Source organism: Ruegeria sp. HKCCD6428, from assembly GCF_013110595.1.
Taxonomy (GTDB): Bacteria; Pseudomonadota; Alphaproteobacteria; order Rhodobacterales; family Rhodobacteraceae; genus Ruegeria.
The window spans coordinates 1-12,465 of the sequence record NZ_WVQX01000011.1; the positions used below are offsets into that span (position 1 = coordinate 1).

The window sequence follows — 12,465 nt, forward strand, 5'->3', positions numbered from 1 at the left end:
CATTCAACAACGCCACTGTCGGACCGAACAGCTTCTCCGGCTGGCAGGCCATTCACGCCGAGGCTTCAGGTGGCGGCTACCGGGTATTGTGGAAGAATTCGGACGGAACTTACGGTGAATGGGTCACGGATTCCAATGGTGTATATGTCAGTTCCAACACCGTCCCTGACGTGGTCGCGGTCGAAACTTTCTATGGCTTTGATATCGATGGCAGTGGGACAGTGGGATACGGATTGCCCAAACTCGCTCGGTTTACTGAAGGCGATCAGAAAACGCCGATGGGCGAAGAAGTTTTGGGTGTGTCGGATTGGGATGAAACGGTCGATATTCTAAAGTTCGTCCCTGACCTTGAGGCTCCCGAAGACGTAGAAGACGACTACATACTGGTGAACTTGCATCAGGCTCAGGACGGGGCGCTTAACGTTTCCGAAGACTCATTGGCCGCCGTATTGAGTGGGAACTTGGACGTCAAGGATGACGAGGCCAGTCCGACACTTACACCCCATTTGGACGAAGACAGCTTTTGGATTTAAAGATCCTTTGGCGCTGGAGGCGGCCCGTTCGGTTAAACTGACGGTGCCGTTTCTGGCGTAGATCGGCGAATAGGTTTGCGATTTCGATCGGTGTCCCGGCCCTGCAGTCCCGCCTTGTCAGCTCTGTCAAACCAAACAGCAGAGTGAAAGCAAATCGCCAAGGTTTGAGCGGAGCCGTAGCAACATACCCTGCCGCCAGCAAGCAACCACCGGTGTTTCCAGGCAGTTCTGGCAACATCTTAAACCCATAGTGTGCCGCGTGAAGTTCCGCGATCGATCACGGTGATACTCCAAACATCTTTGCGAGGAGGTATTACTCGTTTGTCCTATTGGCCCTGATAGTCTGTGCGGTCGCGCTGCTGAAATGCGCGAATGCGCATCTTCTGGGCGGCCTGAATAGGTGCTCTCATTTCGATCTCGGGCGCTGATCCAGGCTTTGCAATCAGTCATCACCTGATGCGCATCGTGTGGGCCATCATTGGCGTATCCGTCGCCGACAACCTGACCTTGCGTTAGCCCAGACCTCGGAACTGGTCAGGTGCTTTGGGCCGCGACCGCATAGTTACTGTGCGTCGGAACCACCGCGTTCAAACGTTGAGACAGTCTTTGCGACGTTGGCCAAAAAGTGCTTCTTCCAGCCCGCTGTCTGCGGTTTCTTGCTCAAAAAAACATGTGCAAACTTGGCAATGCTGAACTAACTTTCTAAATGCGGCGATGCCTGTCCGAATGATGTGGATTGTAAACTGTGAAACCTCAACACCGCCTATCAGCGGCCCCTCGCCATGAATTGCGCAACGTGCGCAATCAGGGCATTGCCTTTCTGGCCTTGGCGTTTTTGTTCAGCATCTTCGTCAACCTGCTCATGCTGACAGGTCCGCTGTTCATGCTGCAAGTATATGATCGGGTTCTTGGTTCACGGGCAGTTGAAACTCTGACAGCACTGTTTTTGCTTGTTGCGTTGCTTTATGCGCTGATGGCTATGCTGGACTATGCACGCGGTCGCATCGTTGCCCGCTTTGGTGCACGGTTCCAGTCACAGCTGGATGAACGTGTGTTCGAAGCGACAATGCGTCGGTCTCTGGTGCCCAAGGTGCGATCGGCTCCGGCAACTGCACTGCGGGATCTCGAGGCCATTCGCACCTTGTGCTCTTCGCCCGTGTTGCTTGCAGTTATGGATATTCCTTGGACGCCTGTCTTCCTGGGGGCAATTTTCATTTTTCATCCACTGCTTGGCTGGTTGGCCGTTGCAAGTGGCGTGCTGCTTGTGGTGATCGCATTGCTCAACCAGGCCCTGACCAGCCGTAAGGTGGCCGAGGCACAATCCGCGGCGGCTCGGGCGAATGCCTTTTCCGAACACGCAAGGCAAGCAGCAGAGGTTGTGCGCTCTCAGGGAATGCAGGCGGACGTGACCAGGCGGTGGTTGAACCAGCGTTCCGAAGCTTTGCGTCAAAGCATTTCCGCCAGTGACTGGACTGGTAGCTTCACATCGCTGACGAAATCGCTTCGGCTTTTCCTGCAATCTGCCATGCTGGCTTTGGGCGCGTGGTTGGTACTACAAAACGAAATGACGCCCGGGGCGATGATTGCGGGCTCGATTCTCTTGGGACGTGCCTTGGCCCCGGTGGAACAGGCTGTCGGCCAATGGAGTTTGGTCGAACGGGCACGCACGGCCTGGAGTTCGTTGAACCGGTTTCTGGACCAGACGCCGCCAGAGGAACAGCGGATTCGTTTGCCGATCCCCAAATCCCAATTGGAAGCCAAATCCCTGACGGTAATCCCTCCGGGTGCCACTGCGCCAACACTGCGGAACGTTAACCTGAAACTGGAACCGGGAAAGGCGCTTGGTGTGATCGGGAAAAGTGGGTCGGGCAAGACGACCCTGGCCAAGGCTCTGCTTGGGCTTTGGAGACCGGCGGCTGGCGAGATCCGGTTGGGCGGCGCCACGTTGGACCAATACGATCCCAACGATCTGGGCAGCCATATAGGATACTTGCCGCAGCAGGTGACCCTGTTCAACGGAACCGTTGCTGAAAATATTGCGCGGATGTCGGAAAACCCGGATTCAGAAGCGGTGGTTGCGGCGGCCAAGAAGGCCAAGGCGCACGAACTGATCCTGTCATTGGAAAAGGGCTACGGCACTTTCCTTGAAGGCAATGACAGTCAGTTGTCGGGCGGTCAGAAACAGCGTATTGCGTTGGCCCGTGCGTTGTACGGCGACCCGGTCCTTCTCATTTTGGACGAGCCGAACTCGGCCCTCGACGCAGATGGCACCGAAGCTTTGAATGCTGCCGTGCGCGGCCTCAAGGAAGCGGGAAAGGCCGCCATCATCATGACGCACCGCCCGCAGGCCATTTCGGAATGTGACGATCTTGCTGTTGTGGAAAAAGGCCAGGTGGTGAGGTTTGGCAGTCGCGACGAGGTTCTGAACGCAATGGTCCAGAATGCGGGCGCGATTAAGCGCAAGCTTAGCCCCGTAGGTGAATAATGGCGAAAAAATCAACCAGGACACCCGTCCCCGTCTGGGGCATCAAAATACCTGCGCTGGTGGGATTTCTTGCCCTTGGCATTCTGGTCGGCGGGTTGGGTCTTTGGGCCGTGAAAACGCGGCTGGCCGGGGCAATTGTATCTTCGGGCGTCATCGAAGTTCAAAGCAACCGTCAGGTCGTTGAACATCCTGACGGCGGCGTGGTCGGCGAGATTTTCGTGCGCGACGGTGATACGGTTGCCTCGGGCGATTTGCTTTTGCGGTTGGATGACACATTTCTGTCTTCGGAACAGACGATCGTAGAATCTCAACTCTTTGATCTGCTGGCCCGCCGTGCCCGGCTGGAGGCCGAGCGGGATGGCCTGACATCCGAAGAATTGGCCGCGCGCCTGGCTGAGGTTCAAAAAGAATACGATATCGATCCGGACCTGATTGCAGGGCAACAGAACCTGTTCGATGCCCGGCTGGAAACGCTGTCCAAGCAGGACGAACAACTGCGCAAACAGTTGGTTCAGATAGAAAGCGAGATCGCAGGCACGCAGGCTCAGTTGGTCTCGTTGCGCCGCCAGACAGAGTTGATCGAGGCGGAGTTGAAGGATCAGCAAAGCCTGTTGAGCAGGGGTCTGACACAAAACAGCCGCGTGCTGGCGCTGCAACGCGAAGAAGCCAGTCTGATAGGCGAAATCGGCAAACTTGAAGCCTCCGTTGCGCGCCTGAAGGGACAGATTGCATCAACCGAGATCAAGATTGTCGAACTGACCGCGACCCGGCGGGAAGAAGCGATCACCACTTTGCGGGACGTTCAGGCGCAGGTGGCAGAGCTGTGGGAACGGCGCCTGTCCCTGGCGGAACGTCTGGCCAGGCTTGAAATTCGCGCACCTGTCAGCGGAACGGTTTACGGCAGTCAAGTTTTTGCCCTGCAATCGGTCATCCAGCCGGGCGAACCCATGATGTATGTGGTTCCGCAGGACACGCCGCTGTTGGTGGCAGCGCGGGTGGATGCGATCCATGTGGATCAGTTGCATGTCGGGCAATCCGTTGCCCTGCGCTTTCCGGCGTTCAATCAGCGCGAAACGCCCGAACTCGAAGGACAGGTCAACAATGTCTCGGCGGATACGTTCACGGATGAACAGTCCGGTTTCACCTTTTACCGCGCCGAAGTGGTGCTGAACGACGGTGAGATCGACCGGCTCAACGGCCAGGAGCTTTTGCCGGGTATGCCGGTTGAGACACTGATCAAGACCGACGAACGCACACCGTTGTCCTATCTTGTGAAACCGATGGCAGACTACTTCAACCGCGCGTTTCGCGAATGATGCGGACGCGGTTATCGCTGGATGACCGCGTTTTCCCATTCAGCCAGAAAACGGTGGCGTTTCAGCCTGTCCAGAAATGTCATGAGCCCCGGGTCCAGTCCAATCATTTCGCGATCGGTGCCAGTTTCGTGCGGGGCCAAGGGCGGCAAGGTAACGGGGTCGCCTACCCGTTTGGTTTGGTTGGAAATCAGGTGTTTGAGAAAAGACGTGGCGGCGTCCGGTTGCGGGGTGCCATTCAGCACCATGGCCGTGCGCATCATGGTCGTCTGAAAATCCGACGGCAGAATGATTTCCACCGTGTCCTTGCTTCCGGCGCGGGCTTCGGCGTAGCTGCCCAGAACGTTGTAAGCCACTGCAATCTCACCTTTGACGAGGTCATCGATCATATCCGCCGAACAACAGTACAGGCGTACGTCCAATCCACCCATCACCTCCATAAGCCGCCAATACGTCTCGGACGCGCGGGCATCCTGCGTTGCGAACAGATAACCCAGACCGGATTGACGGATGTCATAGGTGCCCACACGGCCCCTGAAATCATCGGGACGAAAACGAAGGATTTCGATTAGTTGTTGCCGGGTCTCGGGGATGGGGCCGCCGGCAAAGGCCGCGCGGTTAATCACGATTGTCGCCGGTTCCGATGTGAACGCGAACAGGCTTTGATGCCATTGGGCCCAGGATGGCAGCGGTATGTCGTCGATGATACGCCCGAAACCGTCGTTTGCCAGCTTCAGTTGCAGATCCATCGCGCTGGATATGACAACATCGAAGTCTTCCGGCGCGGCGCGGACTATTCGGTCGATATCTGCGGTGCCGGTCACCAGGTATTCGACAGAGATACCGGGGTTTTCTTCGATGAAACCCGCAATCAAGGGTTCGAACAGAAAGGTGTCCGTGCTTGAGATCACGCGTAGATGCGCCTCATTTGCCGAGGCGTTGAAAACCTGCCTGTCCTCCCAGGTTTGGGCGGCAACAACGACAGGAAGGCTGAAGAAAATCAAAGCGATAAGATAACGCACGCGCCGCCCTCCTGCCGATTGGTCAATTCCAGTGAGCCACCATGCGCAGATGCCACGTCCTGAACGATTGTAAGGCCCAATCCGGATCCGATGGTTCCGCTTGCGTTCTTCCCGCGCTCAAAACGGCGCGTCAAAGTGCCGATCTCGTCAGGAGGAAACCCCGGCCCAAGGTCTTTGACAATTATCTGAATGCGTGGCTCCGAAACAACCTCGATGCGTACGACACTGTCCGCTGGGGCATACTTCAGAGCGTTGTCGATCATGTTGCGCACAGCGTTTTGAATAAGAATCGGATCACCCGAGTAGGAAACCTTTGGATCGCCACTCAGGGAAAGCGACAAGTCCTTCATCTCGGCGATTGGCGTGAGACGCTGCACCAGATCACGGACCAAAGCATTGAGATCAATGTCTTCGCGCTCCAGATGATCGGCGCGGAACGTGATCATCGCATGATCCAGCAATTGCCCCGCCGCGCGCGAGCTTTCATCAATCGCCCGCACCATTGAGCGCAATGCTTCGCGATTTTCTTCCTTTTCAACCCTCTGCAACGTGGCATCGGCATAAGATCGAACGGTTGCCAAAGGGGTGCGCACCCGGTGGGCGGCTTCGGCGATGAAATCCTCCGATTGGCTCAATGACTGATCCAGTCGCCCCATCAAAGAATTCAATGACGCCACCAAAGGCGCCATTTCGCGGGGTACGGGCTTTTTGAACGGGCTCAGGTCCTGTGGACCGCGCCGGGTGACAGAGGTCGTAAGCCTGTTCAATTGGCCAATCGTGGACGAGGTGGCCCAGAACGACAGCGCAGCGGCAAGGGCAAAGAACCCGACGCCCAAAATCGCCGCGTTGCGTGAAATCTGGTCGAGAGTTTCCGCAAGCGCATCCTGTGTTTGGCCCAACGCGACCTCGATAACGGTTTGTTTGTTCAGGCCCACCAGGGTCCGCCGAGCACTGACCTGGCGTATGGTTTCACCCCTTATCCGACTGGTTTGAAAGCTCCACTTTCCGTCGAATTGCCCTGTGGCCGGCGGCAGATCTTCATATCCTGACAGAAACGCGCCATCCTGAAAAATCGCGTAAAAAACCCGGTCGTCGGACGGTGTGCTGAGCATGGCGAAGGCTGCATAGGGAATATCAACCTCCAACTGACCGTCGCGCAAGGCAGCCGCGTCCAGAATTGAGGTGACCGACGCCCCAAGGATGTTGTCCTGCCCTTGCTGCGCGACCTGTGCGGCATAGTTGCGAACCGCGATAAACAGAAGAAACGCCAATATCGCGGCACCACCGATCAAAGTCAGGACCAGCCTGTTCCGAAGCGATCCTGACACATAGGGATCAGGAGGGAGATCAGGAGGCATGATCCAGCCTGTATCCCAGTCCGCGAAGCGTGGTGATCTTCAAGTCCGACGGTTCAAGATGTTTGCGAAGGCGGCCAACGTAAACCTCGATTGCATTGTCCGAGACATCGTCATCATAAGAAAAAAGCCGGTCGGTCAGTTTCTGTTTCGAAAAAACCTGACCAGGCGCGCTGATGAACAGTTCCAGAAGGCGCAGTTCCCGGTTGCGCAACGAAACAGTCTCATCCCCTACGGTCAGATGACCTGCCAATGGATCAAAGATTATTCCGCCCACTTCAATCGTTGTCCGGGAATTCCCGGATTTGCGACGCAGAACGGCGCGGCAGCGGGCCTCAAGTTCGGCGTGGTCGAACGGTTTGGTGACATAGTCGTCGGCCCCCAGATCCAGCGAACCGATTCGATCCGAAACCTGGCTGCGTGCGGTCAAAACGATCACGGGTGTGTCCAGATGACCTGCGCGATGCCGTTTGAGAAAGTCGCGCCCGTCCCCATCCGGCAACATGATATCCAACAGAATAAGGTCGTATTCCTGAGTTTCGGTAAAGGCGGTCGCCTCGTCCAATTTAGACGCATGATCAACCACATGGCCGTCTAACCTCATGCGCGAACAGATGGCGTTCGCCAGATCAAGATTGTCTTCCACAAGAAGGAATTTCATGGGATTTTTGCTATTTTTCGTGCGTGACAGGTTGATGTCAGGTTGATGTGTTTTTGTTCCACCCAATCTGAGCCGCCATGCGGCTGGTTGTCAAATGGGAGGACATCATGACGACATTCACACTGGGCCGTCGCGCCCTGATCGCAGCTGTGGCCGCAATTGGCCTGACAGGGCCGGCTTCGGCTGATGGCCATCAGGTCGTGGACAGCATTCACTTTCTGATCCCCGGAGGCGCCGGTGGCGGCTGGGACGGAACCGCGCGCGGCACGGGCGAAGCGCTGACAAAAGCTGGCCTTGTCGGCACGGCGTCATACGAAAACATGTCGGGCGGCGGTGGTGGCAAAGCCATTGGATATCTGATTGAAAATGCCGACAGCAACCATGGCACTCTGATGGTGAATTCTACGCCGATCGTGATCCGCTCATTGACCGGTGTATTTCCTCACAACTTCCGCGATCTGACGCTGGTTTCGGGCACTATCGGCGACTATGCCGCGATCGTTGTAGGCAAAGACAGCCCGATCAACTCGATGGCGGATCTGCTTGCCGCTTTTGATGCGGACCCAGGCGGCACAGCGATCGGTGGCGGCTCGGTTCCCGGCGGCATGGACCATCTGGTCGCCGCGATGGTGATGGAAGCAGCGGGCAAGGATGCGCTTGGCGTGAAATACATCCCCTATGATGCGGGCGGCAAAGCCATGGCGGCCTTGCTGTCGGGCGAAATCGCCGCCTTGTCCACCGGTTTTTCGGAAGCGGTCGATCTGGCGAATGCGGGTGAAGTCAAGATTATCGGCGTGACATCCGATGAGCGCGTTGATGCGGCTCCTGACGCGATGACGATGAAGGAACAGGGTATTGATACCACTTTCGTGAACTGGCGCGGCTTCTTCGCGGCCCCCGGCCTGCCCGAAGAAAAACTGGCCGCCTACCAGGAAGCGATTGCCAAGATGTACGACACCCCGGAATGGGAAGAGGTTCGTGCACGCAATGGTTGGGTCAACATCCACAACTCGGGCGCAGATTTCCAGACGTTCCTGGAGCAGCAGGAACAGCAGATCGGCGATCTGATGAAAAAGCTGGGCTTCCTCTAAGTCCATTTTCGGCAGAGCGGATCCGCCGCTCTGCCTTCCCACGAACAGGAACAGGGAGGGCTCTCATGGCGCTGGATCGCTGGATCGCGCTCATTCTTCTGGGTGTGTGTTTGACATATGGCTACGCCGCCTGGTTCACGATGGACGGCAGCCTGCCCCCTTTCATGCAGAGAAACCCGATCTGGCCCAGCACCTTCCCCAAAGTGCTGTCGGTTCTGGGTGTCGTCACCACCACGATCATTTTGCTGGGCTTTGAAAAGGCGGAACCAAAGGAAGCCGATATCGATTACCGGCGGCTGGGGGAATACCACCTTGATCAAGCACTTATGTTGCTGGCCTTGATGGTGATTTACGCGCTTTGCCTGCGCCCTGTTGGGTTTCTGATCTCGACCTCGGCCTTTCTGATCCTCGGGTCTTTCATTCTGGGTGAGCGCAAATGGCACGTCATGCTACCCGTCGCGCTGATCGCCACAGGCGCGGTCTGGTATCTGGTTCAGGAAGTTCTTGGCATCTACATGCGCCCATTGCCGGGCATTTTCGGAGGCTGACATGCTCGAAGGACTTCTGATCGGTCTGCAAACGGCGTTTTCAATTCAAAACCTGCTGATGGTGATCGCAGGGTGCCTGATCGGCACGTTCATCGGCATGCTTCCGGGTCTTGGGCCGATGTCGATCATCGCCATCATGATCCCGGTCGCGATTTCCATGGGCGACCCGTCCGCAGCGCTGATCCTGCTGGCCGGAGTGTATTACGGCGCCATCTTTGGCGGTTCGACATCTTCGATCCTTCTCAACGCGCCGGGGGTCGCGGGCACTGTTGCGTCCAGTTTCGACGGCTATCCGATGGCCCGCCAGGGCAAAGCGGGCAAAGCGTTGACTGTTGCAGCTATTGCAAGTTTTGCCGGCGGTACGATCGGAGCCATTTTGTTGATGGTCTTTGCCCCTGCTCTGTCGTCGGTGGCACTGCTGTTCCACTCGGCCGAATATTTCGCGCTTATGGTCGTGGGCCTGTCGGCAATCGCAGCCTTCGCAGGCACCGGTCAAGTGGCCAAAGCCGTCATCATGACGCTACTTGGGTTGATCATGGCAACGGTCGGTGAAGGTGCATTGTTCAACCTGCCGCGTTTCACAATGGGTATCATGGATCTGCAATCGGGCTTTGGCTTCATCACGCTTGCCATGGCCATGTTCGCCCTGCCCGAAGCGCTGTTTCTGGTGCTCAAACCCAAAAACCTTCAGGGGGATGACGGCGAGATCAAGGACCTGCGCATCACAGGCAGTGAAGCCAAGGCCATCGCACCGGTGATCGGCCGCCAATCTGTACAGGGCTTCTTCATCGGGGTTCTGCCCGGTGCGGGGGCAACGATTGCCAGCTTCCTCGGCTACGCGGTCGAGCGCAACATTGCCCCGAAAGAGGAACAGGACGAATTCGGCAAAGGGTCAATAAAAGGTCTGGCTGCGCCCGAAACGGCGAACAACGCGGCATGTACCGGTTCTTTCGTGCCGCTGCTGACACTGGGCATTCCCGGGTCCGGCACCACCGCGATCCTGCTTGGCGCACTGATTGCCCTGAACGTGACACCCGGCCCACGGCTGATGCTGGACGAGCCGCAGATATTCTGGGCCGTCATCATGTCAATGTTCATTGGCAACCTTGTTCTGCTGATCCTGAACCTGCCGCTGATCCCATATATCGCAAAGGTTCTCTCGGTTCCGCGCAATTACCTGATCCCCTTCATTTTGTTCTTCACTCTGATGGGGGCCTATATCGGGCAGAACAATGCGACCGAGCTTTTGATTCTTGTTGGCTTCGGTGTTTGCGCCACGGCGTTGAAATTTGCCGACTACCCGCTTGCGCCGCTGCTGATCGGTTTCATCCTCGGGGGGATGATGGAGGACAACTTTGCCCGCTCGATGCAGCTCTATGACGGTATTGCTTTCATCTGGGAACGTCCAATGACGCTGGGTCTGCTTGTTGTCGCGGTGCTGCTGGTGCTGTTGCCCAGCTATCGCGCACGCCGCGCGCGTGCCCGGGCCGCAGGGGTTGCCGACGGTGACTGAGCCATTGGCAGGAATACGGGTTCTCGATCTGACGAATGTCCTCGCGGGTCCGTATTGCTGCTATCAACTGGCGCTCATGGGCGCCGAAGTGATCAAGGTCGAACGCCCTGACGGTGGCGACCTTGCCCGCGTTCTGGGTACTGATCCTGCCAGAAACAAGGCCGGTATGGGCGTCAGCTTTCTGGCGCAGAATGCTGAAAAGAAGTCTATCACGCTCAACATGAAATCAGAACGGGGCAAGGCGCTTCTGAAACGCCTTGTACAGACGGCCGACGTATTGGTAGAGAACTTTCGCCCCGGTGTGATGGATCGGCTTGGACTTGGGTATGGCGTCTTGCGCGATGTGAACCCCAGCCTGATTTACTGTGCTATAAGCGGGTTCGGTCAGGATGGCCCGCGCCGAGGCGATCCGGCCTATGACCAGATCGTGCAGGGTATCAGTGGCGTGATGTCTGTCACCGGCGGTCCTGACACCGCACCCTATCGCGTTGGCTATCCTTTGGCGGACACGATCGGTGGGGTGACGGCCGCTTTTGCAGTGTCCGCCGCCCTGAACGCGGATCCTCGCGGGGCCTATCTGGATGTGGCAATGTCCGAAGCCGTGATCTCGACAATGGGTTGGGTCGTGTCGAACTATCTGATCGCCGGTGCCATTCCCGGGGCCCATGGCAACGAAAACACGACGTCAGCGCCATCAGGAACATTTGCAACCTCTGACGCGCCCATCAACATTGCCGCCAACCGCGACGAACAGTGGCAGGCACTGGCCCGGCATCTGGGCCGGCAAGACCTGCTGGCCCACCCGGACTATGAAACGCGCGAAGACCGCAAGCGCAATCGCCACGCCCTGCGCGCGGCGCTGGAGGAGACCTTGCGGACCAGAGCGGCATCAGACTGGGTCAGCGAACTCAACGCAATCGGAGTGCCGGCCGGGCAGGTATTGACCGTGCCCGAGGCGCTTGATGACGAACAGCTTGCCGGTCGCGGCCTGATCGGGTCTTTGCGGGTGCAGGGCGAAGACATGAAACTTGCAGGCAGCCCTATTGTCAGGGACGGCGAACGGCAAATGCCCCAAACCGCGCCGCCTGAACTTGGGGCAGACAATAACGCGATCTGGTCTGAAATTGGGTTGTCCGGCGCGGAAATTGACGCTTTGAGCAAGGAAGGCATCATATGAGCGATGTGTCCGATTGGTGGACGACTTCCATCATCGATATGGAACCGGGCCGGATCGACCTGCGCGGAGAGCCGATTCAGAGTTTGATCGGACATCTCAGTTTCAGCGAGATGATCTGGTTCATAGTTCGTGGCGACCGACCATCTGGGGCGCATGCCCGGTTGTTCGAGGCCGCGCTGGTCGCCGCCGTGGACCACGGACCTCAGGCCCCTTCCATCGCAACGGCGCGCATGGCCGTGACCTGCGGGCTGCCCCTGAACAACGCGATGGCGAGCGCTGTGAACATGTTGGGGGATATTCACGGCGGGGCTGGCGAGCAAGCGGTTATGCTGTACCATTTCGTGGCGCAACATCCTGGCCGGTTGGATCAAACGCTGGACGAGTGGATCGAGCGTGAAGGAAAGATATTGCCGGGTTTTGGCCATCGTTTCCACACGCCAACGGATCCGCGCGCACCACGTCTGATGGCGTTGGTCCGTGATGCTGTGATGGACGGGGCTTGCGATGGTCAGTTCCTACAGATCGGGCAGGCGATCGAAGCAGAGTTGGCCCGGCGCAAGGGGAAGCCCGTTCCAATGAACATAGATGGTGCCACCGCGGTGATCTATGCCGAGTTGGGCTTTGCGCCCCCACTGGCACGCGGTCTGTTTTGCCTATCCAGATCTGTTGGCATTCTGGCCCATGCGTGGGAACAGATGCAGCAAGGCGGCCGGAACAAGGGACCGACCCCGCCTGCCTATCGCTGGACCTATGTCGAAACGTAGATC

At 57.5% G+C, this 12,465-nt stretch carries 11 protein-coding genes; 8 read left to right on the forward strand and 3 right to left on the reverse strand.

What is annotated here, in order from left to right:
- From GS620_RS18975 to GS620_RS18985, 3 genes are all read left to right on the forward strand, one after another.
- Nucleotides 1-533: hypothetical protein (locus GS620_RS18975; protein WP_216597955.1), on the forward strand; the 533-nt coding region annotated here is incomplete at its 5' end.
- 745 nt (nt 534-1,278) lie between these two features.
- Entirely contained in the window at nt 1,279-3,018 is a 1,740-nt protein-coding gene (locus tag GS620_RS18980) for a type I secretion system permease/ATPase (protein WP_371809830.1), read from the forward strand.
- Nucleotides 3,018-4,334 carry an HlyD family type I secretion periplasmic adaptor subunit gene (locus GS620_RS18985; RefSeq protein WP_171617412.1) on the forward strand — a complete coding sequence of 439 codons (1,317 nt, stop codon included), beginning with the start codon at nt 3,018-3,020 and terminating at the stop codon, nt 4,332-4,334. The genes GS620_RS18980 and GS620_RS18985 overlap by 1 nt, the downstream gene beginning before the upstream one ends.
- Before the next feature lie 11 nt (nt 4,335-4,345).
- Here GS620_RS18985 and GS620_RS18990 read toward each other — a convergent pair whose 3' ends face one another.
- The 3 genes from GS620_RS18990 to GS620_RS19000 are packed head-to-tail and all read right to left on the reverse strand — an operon-like array spanning nt 4,346 to nt 7,369.
- The gene (locus GS620_RS18990; RefSeq protein ID WP_171617413.1) at nt 4,346-5,353 is read right to left on the reverse strand and encodes a substrate-binding domain-containing protein; all 1,008 of its coding nucleotides are present in this window, start codon (nt 5,351-5,353) and stop codon (nt 4,346-4,348) included.
- Complete coding sequence (locus tag GS620_RS18995; RefSeq protein ID WP_171617414.1) at nt 5,332-6,711, reverse strand: sensor histidine kinase; 1,380 nt, start codon at nt 6,709-6,711, stop codon at nt 5,332-5,334. Before GS620_RS18995 ends, GS620_RS18990 begins: the two co-directional genes overlap by 22 nt.
- A complete protein-coding gene (locus tag GS620_RS19000; protein WP_171169676.1) occupies nt 6,701-7,369 on the reverse strand; it encodes a response regulator transcription factor in 669 nt (222 codons plus the stop codon). The genes GS620_RS18995 and GS620_RS19000 overlap by 11 nt, the downstream gene beginning before the upstream one ends.
- A gap of 107 nt (nt 7,370-7,476) precedes the next feature.
- On the opposite strand from GS620_RS19000, the gene GS620_RS19005 reads away from it, so the two are divergent.
- The 5 genes from GS620_RS19005 to GS620_RS19025 all read left to right on the forward strand — a co-directional run bounded on the left by GS620_RS19005 (nt 7,477) and on the right by GS620_RS19025 (nt 12,462).
- Nucleotides 7,477-8,460, forward strand: a complete 984-nt coding sequence (locus GS620_RS19005; RefSeq protein WP_171617415.1) for a tripartite tricarboxylate transporter substrate binding protein — start codon at nt 7,477-7,479, stop codon at nt 8,458-8,460.
- Nucleotides 8,461-8,525: 65 nt separating this feature from the next.
- Nucleotides 8,526-9,008, forward strand: coding sequence for a tripartite tricarboxylate transporter TctB family protein (locus GS620_RS19010; RefSeq protein ID WP_152460311.1), 483 nt, complete (start codon nt 8,526-8,528; stop codon nt 9,006-9,008).
- 1 nt (nt 9,009) lies between these two features.
- Nucleotides 9,010-10,521, forward strand: a complete 1,512-nt coding sequence (locus GS620_RS19015; protein ID WP_152460312.1) for a tripartite tricarboxylate transporter permease — start codon at nt 9,010-9,012, stop codon at nt 10,519-10,521.
- A complete protein-coding gene (locus GS620_RS19020) occupies nt 10,514-11,698 on the forward strand; it encodes a CoA transferase (RefSeq protein ID WP_171617416.1) in 1,185 nt (394 codons plus the stop codon). Before GS620_RS19015 ends, GS620_RS19020 begins: the two co-directional genes overlap by 8 nt.
- The gene (locus tag GS620_RS19025) at nt 11,695-12,462 is read left to right on the forward strand and encodes a citryl-CoA lyase (protein WP_171205160.1); all 768 of its coding nucleotides are present in this window, start codon (nt 11,695-11,697) and stop codon (nt 12,460-12,462) included. The genes GS620_RS19020 and GS620_RS19025 overlap by 4 nt, the downstream gene beginning before the upstream one ends.
- Nucleotides 12,463-12,465: the final 3 nt, after the last annotated feature.

Excerpts from the sequence above, each read along its gene's own strand:
- GS620_RS18985 (WP_171617412.1), top strand. The coding sequence starts at position 3,018 with ATGGCGAAAAAATCAACCAGGACACCCGTCCCCGTCTGGGGCATCAAA.
- GS620_RS18995 (WP_171617414.1), bottom strand. The coding sequence starts at position 6,711 with ATGCCTCCTGATCTCCCTCCTGATCCCTATGTGTCAGGATCGCTTCGG.
- GS620_RS19000 (WP_171169676.1), bottom strand. The coding sequence starts at position 7,369 with ATGAAATTCCTTCTTGTGGAAGACAATCTTGATCTGGCGAACGCCATC.
- GS620_RS19005 (WP_171617415.1), top strand. The coding sequence starts at position 7,477 with ATGACGACATTCACACTGGGCCGTCGCGCCCTGATCGCAGCTGTGGCC.
- GS620_RS19010 (WP_152460311.1), top strand. The coding sequence starts at position 8,526 with ATGGCGCTGGATCGCTGGATCGCGCTCATTCTTCTGGGTGTGTGTTTG.
- GS620_RS19015 (WP_152460312.1), top strand. The coding sequence starts at position 9,010 with ATGCTCGAAGGACTTCTGATCGGTCTGCAAACGGCGTTTTCAATTCAA.
- GS620_RS19025 (WP_171205160.1), top strand. The coding sequence starts at position 11,695 with ATGAGCGATGTGTCCGATTGGTGGACGACTTCCATCATCGATATGGAA.